The organism is Mesorhizobium sp. P2_F8 (assembly GCF_056403655.1).
In genome coordinates this window covers 178,733-197,727 of sequence record NZ_JBFUFB010000011.1, presented here as the reverse complement: position 1 = coordinate 197,727, position 18,995 = coordinate 178,733, and the positions used below count along the sequence as shown (strand labels likewise).

The following is an 18,995-nucleotide window of genomic DNA, read 5'->3' as shown; positions in this document are numbered from 1 at the left end:
ACCGGTGGCCGATCTCAGACCGGCCGCACCAAAATGTGTTTTTTCCTGCCGAGTGAAAGCTTTACGATGTTTTCCGGACTCAAATCCTGAAGCGTCACCAGCCGGCGCTCGTCGCTGACGGGCTGGTCGTTCAACCGCACCGCACCGCCCTGCACATGCCGCCGCGCCTCGCCGTTTGACGCCGCCAGTCCGGCTGTCACCAGCAGCGACAGGACGCCGACGCCGGCTCCAAACGCTGCCTTGTCCACCTCGACGCTCGGCAGCGATTCGGCGAGCGCGCCTTCCTCGAACGTCTTGCGCGCCGTCTCGCTGGCTTGTTCCGCGGCCCCGCGACCATGCAGCAAGGCCGTGATCTCGGTGGCGAGGACCTTCTTGGCCTCATTGATCTCGGATCCGCCGAGCTGCTCAAGCCGCGCGACCTCGTCCAGCGGCAACGTCGTGTAGAGTTTCAGGAAGCGGCCGACGTCGGCATCCTCGGTGTTGCGCCAGTACTGCCAGAACTCGTAGGGGCTCAACATCTCCGCATCGAGCCAGACCGCGCCCGACGCCGACTTGCCCATCTTGGCGCCCGATGAGGTGGTGAGCAACGGCGTGGTCAGCGCATAGAGCTGGGCGTCCTCCATGCGTCGGCCGAGATCGATACCGTTGATGATGTTGCCCCACTGGTCGGAGCCGCCCATCTGCAGGCGGCAGCCGAGGCGCTTGTAGAGCTCGACGAAATCATAGGCCTGCAGGATCATGTAGTTGAATTCGAGGAACGACAGCGACTGCTCGCGATCGAGCCGCAGCTTGACGGAATCGAAGGCGAGCATGCGGTTGACCGAAAAGTGACGGCCGACGTCGCGCAGGAAATTGACGTAGTTGATCTCCATCAGCCAGTCGGCGTTGTTGATCATGACCGCGTCGTTCGGCCCGCTGCCGAATTTGAGGTACGGCATGAAGTTGCGGCGGATGCCGGCGAGGTTGTCGTCGATGTCCTGCGGGGTCAGCAGCTTGCGCGCCTCGTCCTTGAAGGACGGGTCGCCGATCATCGAGGTGCCGCCGCCCATCAGCGCGATCGGCCGGTGACCGGTCTGCTGCAGCCAGTGCAGCATCATGATCTGGATCAGCGAACCGGCATGCAGGCTTTTGGCGGTCGCGTCGAAGCCGATATAGGCCGTCACCGTCTCCGTGGCGAAGAGATTGTCGAGGCCGGCATCATCCGAAGTCTGGTGGATGAAACCACGCTCGCTCATCGTGCGCAGGAAATCGGATTTGAAGGCAGGCATTTTGTGTTTCCCGAAAGCGTCCGGCCAATCTGGCCCGGGCGTGGCGTGCATGAACGGGCGCGTTTAGCACCCAAGCGCGATCAGCAAAAGTGGAATCCGGTTTTGTGGTCCGCGCGGATGAAGTCTGAGACCATCGGCCCAATGCTTGCTTCATCGTTTCGGCTGGCGTAATGAGGCGCCGCGCCAAAGGTTCTAGCAGTCCACGACCTCGAGCGGCACCGCACGGCATCCACAAAATGCCATATCCGACGACAGAGCCCCGACGCGACATGCCGGACGCATTGATATCCATCGTCATTCCTTGCAGGAACGAGGCGGCAAATCTGCCGCTGTTGATCGACGAGATCGAGGCCACCATGGCCGGGCGCGACTTCGAGCTGATCATCGTCAACGACGGCTCGACCGACGACACCGCTTCGGTGCTCGCAGCGCAGGCAGCGCTTCGCCCGTTTCCGGTGCGGGAATTGCGGCACCGGAAATCCGCCGGCCAGAGCCTTTCGGTGCGCTCGGGCGCCTGGGCGGCGCGTGGCAGCATCGTCGCCACGATCGACGGCGACGGCCAGAACGATCCTCAATACATTCCGGTGCTGATCGATGCGCTTGTAGAGGCCGGCCCCGATTTCGGCGCCGCACAGGGGCAGCGCCTCAAGCGCCGCGACAGCAAGGTCAAGCAACTGGCGTCACGTTTCGCCAACTGGCTGAGAAATGCCATCCTGCATGACGAGACGCGCGACACCGGCTGCGGCCTGAAGGCGGTCCATACCGATATCCTGCGCAAATTGCCGTTCTTCGACGGCACCCATCGCTTCGTTCCGGCCCTGGTCATCCAGGAGGGCTATCGCGTCGTGCATTGCGATGTCATCGATCGCTCGCGCCGGCACGGCAAGTCGAATTACGGCATTTTCGATCGCGGCCTGCAGGGGGTTCTCGATCTCGCCGGTGTCTGGTGGCTGCGCCGCCGGCGCCGCAGAATGCCTAAAGTAGAGGAAATCAGCCGTGGTTAACGTGCTTCAGGAATTGGTGACCTGGCTTCACCAGGTTTTCATCAAGCAGTTCGATGCGTGGATCCTGCTCGGCTTCGTCGCGCAGTTCTTCTTCACCATGCGCTTCGTCGTGCAGTGGCTGGCATCGGAAAAAGCCAAGCGCAGCGTGGTGCCGGTCGCTTTCTGGTTCTTTTCGCTGTTCGGCGGCGGCCTGCTTCTGATCTATGCCATCCAGCGTCAGGATCCGGTGTTCATCGCCGGCCAGTCCATGGGCCTGTTCATCTACATCCGCAATCTCTGGCTGATCGCCAACGAGCGCAAGACCGCGATGAGCAAGGTCGATTGAACAGCGATCTATTGAGCAGCGTGGCATATCAATCAAAATTCGTCACAGAGGCCGGGACATGGCGGTGAACAGGAATTACATCCTTCTCTTCCTGTTCAGCCTGGTGATGACGGTTTCGGGGCTGGCGTCGATGCCGCCGATCGATCGCGACGAGTCGCGCTTCGTCCAGGCCACCAAGCAGATGGCCGAGAGCGGCGACTATGTCGACATCCGCTTTCAGGACGCCTCGCGCTATCAGAAGCCGATCGGCATCTACTGGCTGCAATCGGCGGCCGTCGCGCTGAGCGGCGAGGGCGCTGCCGCTCCGATCTGGGTTTATCGCACGGTTTCGGCGCTTGGCATTGCCATTGCTGTCCTGGCGATCACCTGGACCGGCACCAATCTGTTCGGGGCCAATGCCGGCATCGCCGCCGGCCTGGTCATGGCGGCGATCTTCGCCACCGCTTTCGAAGGCCGCGACGCCAAGACCGACGCCATGCTGCTGGCCTGTTGCGTGGCGGCCCAAGGCGCGCTGGCGCAGATCTATCTGGCCTCGCGCCGGAACCAACCTGTCGGCGGCCATCTCTGGTGGATCTTCTGGATCGCGCAGGGTGCCGCGATCCTCATCAAGGGCCCGATTGCGCCGCTGCTGTCGGCACTCACCATCGCCGTGCTGTTCGCCTTCGAGCGTGACGGGCGCTGGCTGTCGAAGCTCAAGGCGGGGCGCGGCCTGGCGCTCGTCGTGCTGATCGTGCTGCCCTGGCTTGCGCTGATCACCTGGAAGAGCGGTGGCGCCTTCCTGCAGCAGGCCGTTGGCAAGGACATGCTCGGCAAGGTCGCGTCGGGCGAGGAATCGCACGGCCTACCGCCCGGCTTCTACATGCTGACCTATTCGCTGTTCATGTGGCCCTTCGGCCTGATCGCGGTCGGCGCCGGGCTCCAGGCACTGAACCGTCTGCGCGACGATCCGAGGCTGCGTTTCTGCCTCGCCTGGTACATTCCGTTCTGGCTGGTGTTCGAGCTGATCCCGACCAAGCTGCCGCATTATGTCCTGCCGGCCTATCCCGGCATGGCATTGCTGATCGGCTGGCTTTTGACGCTGTCGCCGCAGGAGGCGAATGCGCCGCTCAGGCGCTGGCAGGACTGGTTGTGGTGGTCGACGGCGTTTGGTCTCGCCGTGGTCAGTCTCGGCCTGGCCGCGGTCTGCGTCGGCGCGCCGATCTACCTCACAGGTACGTTCTCATGGTGGAGCATTCCAGCCGCCGCGGCAGCACTGGGCGCCGGCTACTTCGCCTTTTCGCGGCAGTTGCAAGTGCCGCTCCGCCGCATCGGTGCCATCGCCGTTTGCGCAGGCATTACCTATGCGCTGCTGTTCGGCGTCATAGCGCCGTCGCTGAAGCCGATCTGGCTGAGCCCGGCCATCGAGGCGGCGGTGCGCGCCAACAAGCCCTGCGACACCACCGTGCTGGCCTCGTCGCGATTTCAGGAACCGAGCCTGGTGTTCCTGGTCGGCACGAAAACGGTGCTGACCAATGTCGAGGGCGTCGCCAGGCATCTGTTTACCGATCCGGCCTGCGCGCTGGCACTGGCATCGGTCGAGGACGAGCAGAAACTGACTGGCCTGCTGGCGGCACAAGGCAAATCGGTGAACCGCGTTGCCCTGATCGACGGCCTCAACTATTCGTCGGGAGACAAACTTTCGCTCGGTCTCTATCGTGTGGCGCCATGACGGCTCGTCGATGACAGGCTCGAATTTCCTATGCTGGTGAAATCGCGCCCTTCCGTTTCCGGTATGCTCCTTGGGGTGGGGCGCCGATCCCTCGACAATTTTCGCGACACGATGCAGATCGCAAGAAAGCGCTTTGCCGCTCGTCCCGCCAGGTACCCGAACATAGTGTGGCCGGTCTGGGGCCTGGTCTGGGTCTTGCTGACGGCGGCGGCGTTTGTTCGCCTCGACACCCCGGCCGGGATGCTTCATGGCCAGTGGTCGCCAGGGTTCGTCCACCTGGCCGATTTTTTCACCCAGTTCGGCCTCGGTGGCTGGTATCTCATTCCATCGGCGCTTTTGCTCGTCGCCGCGAACCTGACGGATTGGCGAAGCCTTTCAAGGCGCTCGCTGATGCTGGTCTACAACTGGACCTGCCTGGCCTTTCTGGTGCTGAGCGCCGCCGGCCTGTCCGGCCTCGCCGTCAATGTGCTGAAATATGCGATCGGTCGGGCTCGCCCGCTCTATTTCGACGATTTTGGCGTGCTGGCCTTTCATCCCTTTGCCTTCGATGCGCGCTTCGCCGGTTTCCCGTCCGGCCATGCCACGACCATGGGCGCCGTGTTCGGGGTCGCTCTGCTGTTGTTTCCCCGGCGTTGGTATATCGCCTTGGCGATCACCGCCTGCATTGCCTCGACGCGCGTCTTCGTCGGCGCGCACTATCCCAGCGACACCGTCGCCGGCTTCGGCCTCGGTTGCGCCTTCGCGCTGGCGTGCGGGCTTGTCTTTGCCCGGCTCGGCTTCATCTTTCGCCCGATGCCGTCGGGGTTGCCGGTCCGCAAGAACACGTTTCGGCTGATTGCAGCGAAGGCTGGCTGAAGGCTCGGGTTTGCTGAAGCTTAGTTGCTGTCCAGCCCGCCATAGGATCTGACCAGGCGGGCCATGTCGGGTGACTGGTGCCCTTCGCTTTCGAGCCCTTGCGCAACGCCGACACGATCGGCGACCGGTCGGTTCTGACTGACCTTCCACTTGCCGTGGATTTCTGCGATCTCGATTTCCAGCCCGATGATGCCCTTGATCTGCGACTGGATGAAGGGCGCCGGCGCGTCGGTCACCGCCCAGGGTGCGGCGCGGGTGCCTTCCTGGGACGCGGTCAGATCGGCGATCTGCTGCGCCAGCCAGGCCTGGTCATCCATCACCTTGACGGTGCCGCGCACCTGCACGATGGCATAATTCCAGGTTGGCACCACCTTGCCGGTCTCACGCTTGGTCTCGTACCAGGACGGCGTGACATAGGCATCAGTGCCCTGGAAGACGATCAGCACCGGTGACGCCGGATTGTCGGCCAACAGCTGCCATTGCGGATTGGCCTTCGCCAGATGGGCGCGCAGCCTGCCGTTCGGCGGCAGGCTATCATTGAGCCCGGAGGGGGCGTCGAGCAGGAACGGGATGGCGTTGGCGACCGGCCCCTCGGCTCCGTTGCAAATCAACAGGCCGAGCGGATGCGCCCGGATCAGCCCGTGCAGGATTTCCGGCCGTGTTTCCTTGAAATGAGGAGGCTCGTACATCGCTGCCCGCTTCCCTGCCTATCTCAGCCGCTTCGGCCGCGGATCCGACAGCTCGCCGGCCAGCCGGCGATCAAGATAGTCGGCACATTCCTCGAGCAGCAGGTCGGCATCGTTGGAGAAGAAATGGTTGGCGCCGGGCAAGGTCTTCTGCGTGATGGTGATGCCCTTTTGCGTGTGCAGCTTGTCGACCAGGCCTTGCACATCCTTCGGCGGCGCCACCTTGTCGGCATCGCCATGGATGATCAGGCCCGATGACGGGCAGGGTGCCAGGAACGAGAAATCATAGGTGTTGGGCTGCGGAGCGATCGAGATGAAGCCTTCGATCTCCGGCCGGCGCATCAGCAACTGCATGCCGATCCAGGAGCCGAACGAGTAACCGGCGACCCAGCAGCTCTTGGAATCCGGATGCAGCGACTGCACCCAGTCGAGTGCGGCCGCCGCATCCGACAACTCGCCGGTGCCGTGGTCGAACTCGCCCTGGCTGCGGCCGATGCCGCGGAAATTGAAGCGAAGCGTGGTGAAATCCCGCTTCTGGAACATGTAGAAGAGGTCGTAGACGATCTTGTTGTTCATCGTGCCGCCGAATTGCGGGTGCGGGTGCAGGACGATGGCAATCGGCGCGCTCTTTTCCTTGGAAGGCTGGTAGCGTCCCTCCAGGCGGCCGGCAGGACCGGTAAAAATGACCTCAGGCATGAAATACTCCACTTGGGTAATACGAATGCGCGGCGCCCGGAACGTGTCTTCCTCTGGCCTTGACGCAGGGCGAGCGTCTTCTTAGAAGCTAGTTTAGAATTGTTCAAAACTGAGTGGCCAGACGTCGAGCCGGGCCACCCGCGCCGCAAGCCGCGTAAATAGGACGGCTCGCCTTGGAATTTCAAGGAAATAACGCGATACGACAGCGGAATGGCTTCTGACGGGAACCAAACGGACGAAAATGGCCGGAATGCGCGCCTATCTCGACTACAATGCCAGTGCTCCGCTGCTTGCCGCGGCGCGCGAGGCCATGGTCGCCGCACTTGATGTCGCCGCCAACCCGTCGTCGGTCCACACCGAGGGGCGCGCGGCACGGCGCCTGATCGAGACCGCAAGGCGAGATGTCGCGGCACTGGTCAACGCCAAGGCCGAGCATGTCGTGTTCACCTCCGGCGCGACGGAAGCGGCCTCGACGCTGCTGACCTCGGACTGGCAGATGGGGCGCGGCAGCGTGCGCATGAGCCGTCTTTACGTGTCCGAGGCCGATCATCCCTGCCTGTTGAATGGCGGGCGCTTCCCGGCAGCGCAGGTGACGCGGATTGGCGTCGATGCCAACGGCATCGCCGATCTCGACGCGTTGGCAGCCGCACTCGCCCGTCATGACAAGGCCGAGGGCCTGCCGCTGGTCGCCATCCATGCCGCCAACAACGAGACCGGCGTCATCCAGCCAATCGATCGTATCGCCCCGGTCGTCAAGGCTGCGGGCGGTGTCCTCGTCGTCGATGCCGTCCAGGCAGCGGGACGCGTTTCGATCGATCTATCATCGGGTTACGCCGATTATCTGATTTTGTCTTCGCACAAGATCGGCGGCCCCAAGGGCGTTGGCGCCCTCGTCGCCGCCTCCGATCTGATGATGCCGAAGCCGCTGATCAATGGCGGTGGCCAGGAAAAAGGCCATCGCGCCGGCACCGAAAACCTTGCCGCCATCGCCGGCTTTGGCGCCGCGGCACGCGAGGCGCTCGAAGGGCTGCGGTCGATGGACACGGTGCGGCAGCGCCGCGACGAGATCGAGGCCATCGTGAAAATGCTGGTGCCGGACGCGGAAATCTTTGGAACCGGCGCACCAAGGCTTGCCAACACGACATTCTTCGCTATTGCGGGCATCAAAGCCGAAACCGCGCAGATCGCCTTCGATCTGGCCGGCGTGGCGCTGTCGGCCGGCTCCGCCTGTTCGTCGGGCAAGGTCGGGCCGAGCCATGTGCTGAAAGCCATGGGATACGGCGACAGCCTTGGCGCCTTGCGCGTGTCGATCGGTGCCGCGACCGGCGCTGAGGACATCGAACTGTTTCGCACCGCGCTGGCGGCAATCGCCGCACGTCGGGCGAGTAGGGAAAGGGCCGCATGAGCAGCGGCCGGACATAGACAGGCCTTCGGCCTGGTAGAGCCGTGCGTTTTATGCTGGCCGGGTGAATTTCCGGTCGAAACGCACTATATGGAACTTACGCTGCCGCGAATGCCTCTACGGCGTTCATTTGGCGGTGCCATAGTTTGAAAACTGTCGGGCCTTGACCCCGGCGTGGATGGAGAACGCATATGCCTGCTGTGCAGGACACGATCGATCGGGTCCGAAAGATCGACGTCGACCAATACAAATACGGATTCCAGACTGAAATCGCGATGGACAAGGCCCCCAAGGGCCTCAGCGAAGACATCATCCGTTTCATTTCGGCCAAGAAGGACGAACCGTCCTGGATGCTGGAATGGCGCCTGGAAGCGTATCGCCGCTGGCTGACGCTGGACGAGCCGACCTGGGCGCGCGTTCACTATCCGAAGATCGATTTCCAGGACATCTACTTCTACGCGGCGCCGAAGAGCACGCCCGGCCCGACGTCGCTCAGCGACGTCGATCCCGAACTGCTGAAGGTCTACGAGAAGCTGGGTATCCCGCTGCGGGAGCAGGAAATTCTCGCCGGCGTGCAGAAGACCGACGCCTCGGAACTCGAGGAAGTCAGCGACAATGTCTACAAATCGGGCCGCGTTGCTGTCGATGCCGTGTTCGATTCCGTCTCCGTCGTCACCACCTTCAAGAAGGAGCTGGCGCAGGCCGGCGTCATCTTCTGCTCGATCTCGGAAGCCATCCGCGAGCATCCGGAACTGGTGAAGAAGTATCTCGGCTCGGTCGTGCCGACCTCCGACAACTACTACGCCACGCTGAATTCCGCCGTGTTCACCGACGGCTCCTTCGTCTTCGTGCCCAAGGGCGTGCGCTGCCCGATGGAGCTGTCGACCTATTTCCGCATGAACGAGAAGAACACCGGCCAGTTCGAGCGCACGCTGATCATCGCCGAGGAGGGGGCTTACGTCTCCTATCTCGAAGGCTGCACGGCGCCGCAACGCGACGAGAACCAGCTTCACGCCGCGGTCGTCGAACTGGTGGCGCTCGACGATGCCGAGATCAAATATTCGACGGTGCAGAACTGGTACCCCGGCGACGCCGAAGGTAAGGGCGGCATCTACAATTTCGTCACCAAGCGCGGCGACTGCCGCGGCGACCGCTCGAAGATTTCGTGGACTCAGGTCGAGACCGGCTCGGCCATCACATGGAAGTACCCGAGCTGCATCCTGCGCGGCGACGATTCCAGCGGCGAGTTCTATTCGATTGCCGTCTCGAACGGCTACCAGCAGGTCGACAGCGGCACCAAGATGATCCATCTCGGCAAGAACACGTCGAGCCGCATCATCTCCAAGGGCATCGCCGCCGGCTTCTCGCAGAACACCTATCGCGGCCAGGTCTCGGCGCACCGCAAGGCGACCAATGCCCGCAACTTCACCAACTGCGATTCCCTGCTGATCGGCGACCAGTGCGGCGCACACACCGTGCCCTACATGGAAGCCAAGAATTCGACGGCGCAGTTCGAGCATGAGGCGACGACGTCGAAGATTTCTGAGGACCAGAAATTCTACGTCATGCAGCGCGGCATTCCCGAAGAGGAAGCGATCGCGCTGATCGTCAATGGCTTCGTCAAGGATGTCATCCAGCAGTTGCCGATGGAGTTCGCTGTCGAAGCGCAGAAACTGATCGGGATCTCGCTCGAAGGCTCGGTCGGCTGACCGGACAAATATTCAGGAAACAAAGAATGCTTGAGATCAGAAATCTGCACGCCCGCATCGTCGATGACGGCACCGAGATCATCCGCGGCTTGAACCTGACGGTGAAAGCCGGTGAAGTCGCCGCGATCATGGGGCCGAACGGCTCGGGCAAATCGACGCTGTCCTATATCCTCGCCGGTCGCGAGGATTATGAGGTGACCGAAGGCGACATCCTCTACAATGGCCAGTCGATCCTCGAAATGGATCCGGCCGAGCGCGCCACTTCCGGAATCTTCCTCGCCTTCCAGTATCCGATGGAGATACCGGGCGTAGCGACCATGGAATTCCTGAAGGTTGCGATGAACGAGCAGCGCAAGGCGCGTGGCGAAGAGCCGCTGAAGATCCCGGAATTCCTGAAGCGCGTGAAGGAAGCCGCCGCCTCGCTCAGCATGGACATGGCGATGTTGAAGCGGCCGCTCAATGTCGGCTTCTCCGGCGGCGAGAAGAAGCGCGCCGAGATCCTGCAGATGAAGCTGCTGGAGCCGAAACTCTGCGTGCTCGACGAGACCGATTCCGGCCTCGATATCGATGCGCTGAAGATCGTTTCCGACGGCGTCAACGCGTTGCGCGCGCCCGACCGTGCGTTCCTGGTCATCACCCACTACCAGCGCCTGCTCGAACACATCGTGCCTGACTCGGTGCACGTGCTCTACAGGGGCCAGGTCATCAAGTCCGGCGACAAGTCGCTGGCGCTCGATCTGGAAGCCAATGGCTATGCCGGTGTGATCGGCGAAGCCGCGTGAGATGCCAGAAGGCAAGGTCAAACTGATGAATATGCACACTCAGCCCCAGCGGACACCGGCCGAAACAGCGTTGATCGACGCGTTCGGCGACCGGCTGTCGCTGCTGCCGGGCGACGGCGCGGTGATGCTCAAGCGCGACGACGCCATCGAAGCGATCAAGCACGGCCTGCCGACACGGCGTATCGAATCCTGGCACTACACCGATCTGCGCCGCCTGTTGAACGCGGTGCCGGACTTCGATCCGGCCGCCATGGCCAAGGCTGTTGCACCGATCGTGGAAGGCTCCGCCGTGCTGGCGATCCTGAACGGCAAGTCCGACGCGAAGACGCCGGCCGTCGAAGGCGTCACCGTGCAGCGCCTGTCGGAAAAACTGACCGACGGCAGTATCGCGCCCGGGCTCGATCCCTATGGCAGCGATGACGCCATCGGCGCGCTGAACACCGCCTTCGTCGCCGACGGTTACTTTGTCGACATCGCCGACGGCGCCGAACTGGAAAAGCCGATCGAACTGCAGAACCTGCAGGCCGGCGGCCAGACCCATGTGCGCCTCATGGCGCGCGTCGGCGCTGGCGCCAAGGCCGTTATCGTCGAGCGTCAGGCCGGCGAGGGCGCGGCACTGACGAGCTCGGTCAGCCAGCTCGTGCTCGGCGAAGGCGCCGAGGTGACGTGGCTGATCGTCCAGGAGCAGCCGGAGACGGCAACGCATCTGGCGCAGTTCAAGGCCCATATCGGCAAGAACGCGAAACTGACGCTGTTCGTCATGAATGCCGGCGGCAAGCTTGTGCGCCAGGAGATCATGGTCAGGACGACCGGCGAAGGCGGCGACTTCACCCTGCGCGGCATCAACCTTCTGGCCGGCGACACCCACACCGACGTGACCATGGTGCTCGACCACACCGTGCCGCACACGGCCTCGACGGAAGTGATCCGCAACGTGGTGACGGGCAAGGCGCGCGGCGTTTTCCAGGGCCGTATCAACGTCCACCAATATGCGCAGAAGACCAACGCCAAGATGGCCTGCAACACGCTGCTGCTGTCGGACGATGGCGAGTTCTCGACCAAGCCGGAGCTTGAAATCTTCGCCGACGACGTCGTCTGCGGTCATGGCGCGACGGTCACCGAAATCGACCACGATCACCTGTTCTACCTGATGGCGCGCGGCGTCGACGAGAAGACCGCTCGCGGCCTTCTGGTCAAAGCCTTCGTCGCCGAGGTGATCGAGGAACTGGACGACGAGACGATCGTCGACGCGCTCGAAGCGAAGCTCGACGACTGGTTTGTGACACACGGGTAAGCTCCCTCCCTTCTCCCCTTGTGGGAGAAGGTGGATTGGCGCGAAGCGCCAAGACGGATCAGGGGTGCTGGAAGGAACGCGGCCTAGAGCGGCAAGGACTTCGAAATGGACCAGAAAGTCGAAAACATCCCCTACGACGTCGAGGCGATCCGCCGCGACTTCCCGATCCTGTCGCGCGAGGTCTACGGCAAACCGCTGGTCTACCTCGACAATGGTGCCTCGGCGCAGAAGCCGCAGGTGGTGCTCGACACCATCCAGCATGCCTATTCCCAGGAATACGCCAACGTCCATCGCGGCCTGCATTTCCTATCCAATGCCGCGACCGACGCCTATGAAAAGGCGCGCGAGACGGTGCGCCGTTTCCTCAATGCACCAAGCACCGACAACATCGTCTTCACCTCGAACACGACCTCGGCCATCAACACCGTCGCCTATGGCTATGGCATGCCCAACATCGGCGAGGGCGACGAGATCGTGCTGTCGATCATGGAGCATCACTCCAACATCGTGCCTTGGCATTTCATCCGCGAGCGGCAGGGCGCCAAACTGGTCTGGGTGCCGGTCGACGATCTCGGCGTCTTCCACATCGAGGAGTTCGAGAAGCGGCTGACAGATCGCACCAAGCTGGTCGCCATCACCCAGATGTCGAATGCGCTGGGCACGGTGACGCCGATCAAGGAGATCGTGCGCATTGCGCATGCGCGTGGAATTCCCGTCCTCGTCGACGGCAGCCAGAGCGCCGTGCACATGGCCGTAGACGTGCAGGATCTCGACTGCGATTTCTTCGTCTTCACTGGCCACAAGGTCTACGGTCCGTCGGGCATCGGCGTGCTCTACGGCAAGAAGGACATTCTCTCTGGCATGCGGCCGTTCATGGGCGGCGGCGAGATGATCGAGGAGGTGACGGAGGACATCGTCACCTACAACGAGCCGCCGCACCGCTTCGAGGCTGGCACGCCACCGATCGTGCAGGCGATCGGGCTGGGCGCGGCACTCGACTATATGGAAAAAATCGGCCGCGAGCGCATCGCAGCGCACGAGGAAGACCTCAAGGCCTATGCGCATGAGCGCCTGCGCGCCATCAACTCGCTGCGCATCTTCGGCGACGCGCCCGGCAAGGGCGCCATCATCTCCTTCGAACTGCAGGGCATTCACGCCCATGACGTGTCGATGGTGATAGACAGGCAAGGCGTTGCCGTGCGCGCCGGCACGCATTGCGCCCAGCCGCTGTTGAAACGCTTTGGCGTAACCTCCACATGCAGGGCATCGTTCGGCATGTATAATACCAGGGCCGAAGTCGACGCTTTGGCCGAGGCGCTTGAAAAAGCGCGCAAGTTTTTTGGGTGACGACCATGGATGATGTGAGCATCGCTGCCGAAACCACGCCGGAAACCGCCGCCAGCAGCGTCGTCTCCGCCTCGACCATTCCTGCTGACGAACTGGCGCGGCTGACCGACGACATCGTCTCGGCGCTGAAGACGGTCTACGACCCGGAGATCCCGGCCGACATCTACGAGCTTGGCCTCGTCTACAAGATCGACATCGAGGACGACCGCTCGGTCAAGATCGACATGACGCTGACCGCGCCGGGCTGCCCGGTCGCCGGCGAAATGCCCGGCTGGGTGGAAAACGCCGTCGGCGCCGTCGAAGGCGTGTCCGGTGTCGAGGTCAACATGACCTTCGACCCGCCATGGACGCCCGACCGCATGTCGGAAGAGGCGCAAGTCGCGGTGGGCTGGTATTGATGACGGAGCCTGTCGTCGACGGGCGGGAGGTAGTCGTCGGCTGCTACGTTCGTGTTCTTTCCCTGTCGCAAGATGGCTGGCGCTACCCGGAGGCCGAGGAGGTGCTGCGTAGATCGGCAATCGGTCGTATCTGTCGTATTGTCGAGCCTTATGAGGGAACGTCAGAGGACGGACTTCGCACCAGCTCTGGCGAATATCGAGCGCACTACGCGATTTTGTCTGCTGAGGGGATAGCTGGATACTCGCTGTACCTCGATCCACATGACATTGAGATGGTAGCGCCGACCGAGGAAATGCTGCTGCTCTATAGCGATGATGTTTGGCAGCTCATTCGTCCTTACGGCGAGGTGCAAGACACGCCGACGTTCAAAAAGCTGGCAGCCTATTTTGGATTGGTTGGCTCGCAAAGTTCATCGGCTGCCGGTTGAGAGGTTGCGCCGGCCAACATTCTTCACCATTTTAGGTGAAGACTCATTCCGCAGGCCTTGAACCTGCGTGAACGCGGAGAAAAAGAATGGGACGCTTTGCCGTCATCACGATGACCGAAAAGGCCGCCGACCGGGTGCGCGAGATCGTCGCCACCCGCGACAATGCGCATGGCATTCGCCTCGGCATCAAGAAGGGCGGCTGCGCCGGCATGGAATACACGGTCGATCTGGTGACCGAACCCAACACCAAGGACGACCACATCGAGCGTGATGGCGCCCATGTCTATGTGGCGCCCGAGGCTGCCCTTTTCCTGTTCGGCACCGAGATGGATTTCGAGCAGACGACGCTTCGTACCGGTTTCACCTTCCACAACCCGAACCAGAGTTCGGCCTGCGGCTGCGGCGAATCCGTCGAGCTGAAGCCGGCTGATCTGAAGGCTCTCGCGGAAGCACGCGCCTCGGCCTGAGATTTCCCCTCGCCAGGGCGACGAACGCTAATCCACCCACATGCCCGTTCGCTTGTGCCAGTCGGCGATGGATTCCTCCGGATAGACGTCGAACGTCTTGTCGCCCTTGCCGATCACGGGTTCGACCCAGTTGGCTTTGTATTTCAGCATCAGATGCACCCGGCTCGGCGGCTCCGGCAGATCGGTGTCGATCGCCGAGGCGAAGGGATGCACCAACTCCGGCCAGGTGGGGTCGTAGAGCCACAGTGCCGACCCGCACTTGCGACAGAAATTGCGCTCGCCGGTCGATATCTCGCACCGCGGATGCTCGTCGTCATCGATCTCGGCTCGGTAGACGCCGAGGTTTCGTTTGCCTTTGATATTCAGGGTCTCGTTGTCGGCCCCGAGATTGATGGCGAAGCCGCCGCCGCCTTGCTGCTTGCGGCATATCGAGCAGTAGCACAGCATGAACGGCGCCGGCGTGTGGCTCTCCACCTCGAAACGAACGGCATTGCAGCGGCAGGACCCCTTGAGCAGAAGCGGCATGACAAAACGACTCCGACGGATGTTCTCAATCTGTCAGCATGATCTTGGTTGCGCGATGACAATGTCAAATGCCGGTGACATGATCGCGGCATGGACAATGAACGCATCGCCGAACTGTTCGAGGGCCTCGGTCCGGTCAGCATCCGCAAACTGTTCGGCGGCAAGGGCATCTATTTCGACGGTGTCATCATCGCCGTCGTGCTGCGCGGCGAACTGATGCTGAAGGCCGACGAGCAAAGCGCGCCGGACTTCGAGGCAGCAGGCTGCCGGCAGTGGACCTATACCGGCTCCCGCCACGGCAAGCTGGTCTCCATGCCCTACTGGAGCATTCCCGACAGCGCTTTTGACGATCTCGACGAGATGACGCTCTGGGCACGCCGCGCCTATGAGGCAGGGCGGCGGGTGGGGAAGTGACGGGTGACTTTGGTGCGTTGCGGCTGTGCAGGGTTGGAAACGCCGGCRGGACAGCACCCCCCTCTGTCCTGCCGGACATCTCCCCCGCAAGGAGGGAGATTGGCAGCTCAACCGCTGGCTCTCGCTTTCAACATTGATGATTGGCGAAAGCCAATGTGACATCCGATCTCCCCCCTTGCGGGGGAGATGTCCGGCAGGACAGAGGGGGGTGTGAAGGAACTCGGCAGTCGCTTTAAAGCGCTTTTGCTATCCTGGCCGCCAGCCTTGCGTTGTTTTCGACCAGCGCGATGTTGGTCTTCAGGCTCCTGCCGCCCGTGAGTTCCAGGATTTTCGACAGCAGGAACGGCGTCACCGCCTTGCCGGTCACGTTGAGCGCCTCGGCGGCCTTCTGCGCGGCCTCGATATAGCCGGCCATCTCCGCGGCGGGGATTTCGTAGTTTTCGGGCACCGGATTGGCGATCAGCATGCCGCCGGCGAGCCCCAGCGCCTGCCGGGTCTGGTAGAAATGCGCGATCTCTTCCGGTTTGTGCAAGGTCAGCGGCGCGCGGAAGGGCGAATGCCGCGACCAGAAGGCCGGCATCGTCTCGCAGCCATGGCCGACCACGGGCACGCCGCGCGTTTCCAGCACTTCCAGCGTCTTTTCGATGTCGAGGATGGCCTTGGCGCCGGCCGACACGACGATGACTGGCGTGCGCGCCAGCTCGTCGAGGTCGGCGGAAATGTCGAAACTCTTTTCCGCACCCTTGTGCACGCCGCCGATGCCGCCGGTGGCGAACACCTTGATGCCGACCATATGCGCCGCGATCATCGTTGCGGCGACGGTGGTGCCGCCCGTGCGCCCTTGCGCCACCGCGAAGCCGAGGTCGGCGCGTGACAGTTTCATGGCGTCGCCGGTCATGGCGAGCGATTCGCGCTCGCCGTCCGAAAGCCCGATCTTGATGCGGCCGCCAACCACGGCGATCGTCGCCGGCACGGCGCCGCCGTCGCTGATGATCTTTTCAACATCGGCCGCCATGGCGCCATTGTCGGGGTAGGGCATGCCATGGGTGATGATGGTGCTTTCCAGCGCCACCACCGGCCGCCCGGCGGCCAAGGCCTGTGCAACCGGCGCATGGATATCGATGAAGGGACGGGCGGTTTCTGGTGTCATCCTGATCTCCAATCCGCAGCGATGCGCCTCCACTTGGACGCGCGGAAACACTCCGGCACTATGAACTGGCCGGTCTCATGCCACTTCCTGCGCATCCGGCACAAGAGCCAGTGCCTCGGTGAAATCAGCAGCGGTGAAATCGGGAACGGCGTCGGCGCTTTCGATGGCCAGCGTCGCCGCGGCAATGCCTTCGCGCAGGGCCGCGCGCAACGGCATGCCGCGCAGCGAGGCAGCGACCGTTGCCCCCGCCAGCGCATCGCCGGCGCCGGTGACGTCGGCGACCTTTCTTGGCGTCGGCGGCAGGATCGAGAAGGTGCCCGCTTCATCGAAGCCCAGCATGGGAGCGCCGCCCGCTGTCACCACGCCGCTTTTGAGCCCTGCGCGTTTCAGCCCGTCGACGATGTCGTACCCCGAGGCCGCACTGTCCAGGCCGGCAAGTGCGACCGCCTCGCGCTGGTTCATGAAGACGACGGCCAGATTGCCGAGCACCGGCCTCAGGCGCACGATCTTGGCCGGCGAAATGGCAATGGCGAAGACGGGTTTGCCGGCGGCGAGTGCCACGAGCCTCTCCACTGCCACCGTCGGCAAATTGGCGTCGCAGAAGACAGCATCGGCGGCAGCGAGTACCTCGCGCACCTTGGAGCGTCTGACCTGCTTGGGAAACGCCAGCTCATAGAGCGCCATGTCGGCAAAGCCGACGATCAGCTCGCCCTCGCTGTCGATCAGCGCCGTATAGCTTGGCGTCGTGCGATCGAGGAACACCGCCGACAGGTCGGCAATCCCGGCTTCGGCGATGGCCCGTGAAACCGTATCGGCGGCAGCGTCGCCACCGCGCACCGACAGCAGCGAGGCGGAGGCGCCGCGCCGGACCGCAGTGCGCAAGGCATTGAAGACGCCGCCGCCGACATCCTCGCGCATCGTGCCGGGATTGGATGCGGCCGGCACGTAGGCGCCGGACACCTGGCCACGCCGGTCGATATGGGCGCCGCCCACGGCCAGGATTCTTGGAGATTTCACCATGCCGGCGATATGACCTTTGTTATTCCAGCCGCACAAGCGCTAGGCTGCGTGACGAAGCTTCGCATGCAGGCAGGCGATTCGGCAGATCGAAACGACTATGCGGTCTGGCCCAATGCGAGGTGCGCTCCTGATGTGATTCTCGGGACAAAAAAAGAACAAATCCGGAAATTGATTGCCTTTCAGATACTTGAACCCTCTTGCCAAACGAGAACAAAAAAGGTACAAATAGGCAGGGATTACGGATTGTCCGGCCTTCATTGACGACCAAGGGGTGATGTATCATGGCTCAGAATTCTTTGCGGCTGGTAGAGGACAAAGCGGTGGACAAATCAAAGGCTCTGGATGCGGCGCTGTCGCAAATCGAGCGGGCTTTCGGCAAGGGCTCGATCATGCGGCTCGGCGCGAACGAGCAGGTCGTCGAGATCGAAACCGTGCCGACCGGCTCGCTCGGCCTCGACATCGCGCTTGGCGTCGGTGGCCTGCCGCGCGGCCGCATCGTCGAGATCTACGGGCCGGAAAGCTCGGGCAAGACGACGCTGGCGCTGCACACCGTGGCCGAGGCCCAGAAGAAGGGCGGCATCTGCGCCTTCGTCGATGCCGAGCATGCGCTCGATCCGGTCTATGCCCGCAAGCTTGGCGTCGATCTGGAAAACCTTCTGATCTCGCAGCCCGACACGGGTGAGCAGGCGCTGGAAATCTGCGACACGCTGGTGCGCTCCGGTGCCATCGACGTGCTGGTGGTCGATTCGGTCGCGGCGCTGACGCCACGCGCCGAAATCGAAGGCGAGATGGGCGATTCGCTGCCCGGCCTGCAGGCCCGCCTGATGAGCCAGGCGCTGCGCAAGCTGACCGCCTCGATCTCGCGCTCCAACACCATGGTCATCTTCATCAACCAGATCCGCATGAAGATCGGCGTCATGTTCGGTTCGCCCGAGACCACGACGGGCGGCAACGCGCTGAAATTCTACGCCTCGGTCCGCCTCGACATCCGCCGCATCGGCTCGGTCAAGGACCGCGACGAGGTCGTCGGCAACCAGACCCGCGTCAAGGTGGTCAAGAACAAGCTGGCGCCGCCCTTCAAGGTGGTCGAGTTCGACATCATGTATGGCGAGGGGGTGTCCAAGACCGGCGAACTGGTCGACCTCGGCGTCAAGGCCGGCGTGGTCGAGAAGTCGGGCGCCTGGTTCTCCTACAATTCGCAGCGTCTCGGCCAGGGCCGCGAGAATGCCAAGCTGTTCCTGCGCGACAATCCCGACACGGCGCGCGAGATCGAACTGGCGCTCAGGCAGAATGCCGGGTTGATCGCCGAGAAATTCCTCGAGAATGGCGGCGCGGAGAGCGGCGACGACGGCTTCGAGGAGGAATCCGGCGCGATGTGACAACTTCGTGCACAGGATGCCGGCCGAAGATCGGCCATAATCCTGTTCTATTATCTCAAGCTTATGTAATTGAGTTCAGTGTTTTTGCGTTCCAAACCGCCGGCTTTCGAGCCGGCGGTTTTTCGTTTTGCGGCCGGC

The 18,995-nt window shown here is 62.8% G+C and carries 20 protein-coding genes; 14 read left to right on the top strand and 6 right to left on the bottom strand.

Annotated features, from left to right (window positions below):
• Nucleotides 1-14 precede the first annotated feature (14 nt).
• Nucleotides 15-1,268: a tyrosine--tRNA ligase gene (tyrS, locus tag AC1DZP_RS26070; protein ID WP_477306342.1), complete on the bottom strand. Its 1,254-nt coding sequence runs from the start codon at nucleotides 1,266-1,268 to the stop codon at nucleotides 15-17.
• Between the two features lie 269 nt (nucleotides 1,269-1,537).
• On the opposite strand from tyrS, the gene AC1DZP_RS26065 reads away from it, so the two are divergent.
• The 4 genes from AC1DZP_RS26065 to AC1DZP_RS26050 all read left to right on the top strand — a co-directional run bounded on the left by AC1DZP_RS26065 (nucleotide 1,538) and on the right by AC1DZP_RS26050 (nucleotide 5,160).
• Nucleotides 1,538-2,272: a glycosyltransferase family 2 protein gene (locus AC1DZP_RS26065; RefSeq protein ID WP_477306340.1), complete on the top strand. Its 735-nt coding sequence runs from the start codon at nucleotides 1,538-1,540 to the stop codon at nucleotides 2,270-2,272.
• Nucleotides 2,265-2,597: a lipid-A-disaccharide synthase N-terminal domain-containing protein gene (locus tag AC1DZP_RS26060; RefSeq protein WP_095085369.1), complete on the top strand. Its 333-nt coding sequence runs from the start codon at nucleotides 2,265-2,267 to the stop codon at nucleotides 2,595-2,597. The genes AC1DZP_RS26065 and AC1DZP_RS26060 overlap by 8 nt, the downstream gene beginning before the upstream one ends.
• 58 nt (nucleotides 2,598-2,655) lie before the next feature.
• A complete protein-coding gene (locus AC1DZP_RS26055; protein ID WP_477306338.1) occupies nucleotides 2,656-4,305 on the top strand; it encodes an ArnT family glycosyltransferase in 1,650 nt (549 codons plus the stop codon).
• A 111-nt stretch (nucleotides 4,306-4,416) separates the two neighbouring features.
• On the top strand, nucleotides 4,417-5,160 hold the full coding sequence (locus AC1DZP_RS26050; RefSeq protein WP_477306336.1) for a phosphatase PAP2 family protein: 744 nt from the start codon (nucleotides 4,417-4,419) through the stop codon (nucleotides 5,158-5,160).
• A gap of 20 nt (nucleotides 5,161-5,180) precedes the next feature.
• On the opposite strand, the gene AC1DZP_RS26045 is transcribed toward AC1DZP_RS26050, so the two are convergent.
• The gene (locus AC1DZP_RS26045) at nucleotides 5,181-5,849 is read right to left on the bottom strand and encodes an FMN-binding negative transcriptional regulator (protein ID WP_477306334.1); all 669 of its coding nucleotides are present in this window, start codon (nucleotides 5,847-5,849) and stop codon (nucleotides 5,181-5,183) included.
• Between the two features lie 18 nt (nucleotides 5,850-5,867).
• Nucleotides 5,868-6,542 (bottom strand): alpha/beta hydrolase, encoded by a 675-nt coding sequence (locus AC1DZP_RS26040; RefSeq protein ID WP_013532163.1) that lies wholly within the window; start codon nucleotides 6,540-6,542, stop codon nucleotides 5,868-5,870.
• Between the two features lie 241 nt (nucleotides 6,543-6,783).
• Here AC1DZP_RS26040 and AC1DZP_RS26035 point away from each other — a divergent pair, with 241 nt between their 5' ends.
• From AC1DZP_RS26035 to sufA, 8 genes are all read left to right on the top strand, one after another.
• On the top strand, nucleotides 6,784-7,947 hold the full coding sequence (locus tag AC1DZP_RS26035; RefSeq protein WP_477306332.1) for a cysteine desulfurase family protein: 1,164 nt from the start codon (nucleotides 6,784-6,786) through the stop codon (nucleotides 7,945-7,947).
• Nucleotides 7,948-8,135: 188 nt separating this feature from the next.
• Nucleotides 8,136-9,653, top strand: a complete 1,518-nt coding sequence (gene sufB, locus AC1DZP_RS26030; protein WP_013532161.1) for a Fe-S cluster assembly protein SufB — start codon at nucleotides 8,136-8,138, stop codon at nucleotides 9,651-9,653.
• Between the two features lie 26 nt (nucleotides 9,654-9,679).
• The gene (sufC, locus tag AC1DZP_RS26025; protein ID WP_095085379.1) at nucleotides 9,680-10,435 is read left to right on the top strand and encodes a Fe-S cluster assembly ATPase SufC; all 756 of its coding nucleotides are present in this window, start codon (nucleotides 9,680-9,682) and stop codon (nucleotides 10,433-10,435) included.
• Between the two features lie 25 nt (nucleotides 10,436-10,460).
• Nucleotides 10,461-11,729 carry a Fe-S cluster assembly protein SufD gene (gene sufD, locus AC1DZP_RS26020; protein ID WP_457152950.1) on the top strand — a complete coding sequence of 423 codons (1,269 nt, stop codon included), beginning with the start codon at nucleotides 10,461-10,463 and terminating at the stop codon, nucleotides 11,727-11,729.
• A 105-nt stretch (nucleotides 11,730-11,834) separates the two neighbouring features.
• On the top strand, nucleotides 11,835-13,076 hold the full coding sequence (locus AC1DZP_RS26015; RefSeq protein ID WP_477306330.1) for a cysteine desulfurase: 1,242 nt from the start codon (nucleotides 11,835-11,837) through the stop codon (nucleotides 13,074-13,076).
• 5 nt (nucleotides 13,077-13,081) lie between these two features.
• A complete protein-coding gene (locus AC1DZP_RS26010; protein ID WP_477306328.1) occupies nucleotides 13,082-13,474 on the top strand; it encodes an SUF system Fe-S cluster assembly protein in 393 nt (130 codons plus the stop codon).
• Nucleotides 13,474-13,902, top strand: coding sequence for a hypothetical protein (locus AC1DZP_RS26005; RefSeq protein WP_477306326.1), 429 nt, complete (start codon nucleotides 13,474-13,476; stop codon nucleotides 13,900-13,902). The genes AC1DZP_RS26010 and AC1DZP_RS26005 overlap by 1 nt, the downstream gene beginning before the upstream one ends.
• 86 nt (nucleotides 13,903-13,988) lie before the next feature.
• Nucleotides 13,989-14,369 carry a Fe-S cluster assembly scaffold SufA gene (gene sufA / locus AC1DZP_RS26000; RefSeq protein ID WP_013532156.1) on the top strand — a complete coding sequence of 127 codons (381 nt, stop codon included), beginning with the start codon at nucleotides 13,989-13,991 and terminating at the stop codon, nucleotides 14,367-14,369.
• A gap of 27 nt (nucleotides 14,370-14,396) precedes the next feature.
• Here the strand turns inward: sufA and AC1DZP_RS25995 are convergent, their stop codons facing one another.
• Nucleotides 14,397-14,894 carry a GFA family protein gene (locus AC1DZP_RS25995; protein WP_477306324.1) on the bottom strand — a complete coding sequence of 166 codons (498 nt, stop codon included), beginning with the start codon at nucleotides 14,892-14,894 and terminating at the stop codon, nucleotides 14,397-14,399.
• A gap of 90 nt (nucleotides 14,895-14,984) precedes the next feature.
• Here AC1DZP_RS25995 and AC1DZP_RS25990 point away from each other — a divergent pair, with 90 nt between their 5' ends.
• A complete protein-coding gene (locus AC1DZP_RS25990; RefSeq protein ID WP_477306322.1) occupies nucleotides 14,985-15,308 on the top strand; it encodes a TfoX/Sxy family protein in 324 nt (107 codons plus the stop codon).
• Between the two features lie 232 nt (nucleotides 15,309-15,540).
• Here the strand turns inward: AC1DZP_RS25990 and AC1DZP_RS25985 are convergent, their stop codons facing one another.
• Nucleotides 15,541-16,458, bottom strand: a complete 918-nt coding sequence (locus tag AC1DZP_RS25985; protein WP_477306320.1) for a pseudouridine-5'-phosphate glycosidase — start codon at nucleotides 16,456-16,458, stop codon at nucleotides 15,541-15,543.
• 75 nt (nucleotides 16,459-16,533) lie between these two features.
• A complete protein-coding gene (locus AC1DZP_RS25980; RefSeq protein WP_477306318.1) occupies nucleotides 16,534-17,478 on the bottom strand; it encodes a carbohydrate kinase family protein in 945 nt (314 codons plus the stop codon).
• A 281-nt stretch (nucleotides 17,479-17,759) separates the two neighbouring features.
• Between AC1DZP_RS25980 and recA the strand changes: the two genes are divergently transcribed.
• Nucleotides 17,760-18,857 carry a recombinase RecA gene (gene recA, locus AC1DZP_RS25975; RefSeq protein WP_111542534.1) on the top strand — a complete coding sequence of 366 codons (1,098 nt, stop codon included), beginning with the start codon at nucleotides 17,760-17,762 and terminating at the stop codon, nucleotides 18,855-18,857.
• The last annotated feature ends 138 nt before the right edge of the window (nucleotides 18,858-18,995 follow it).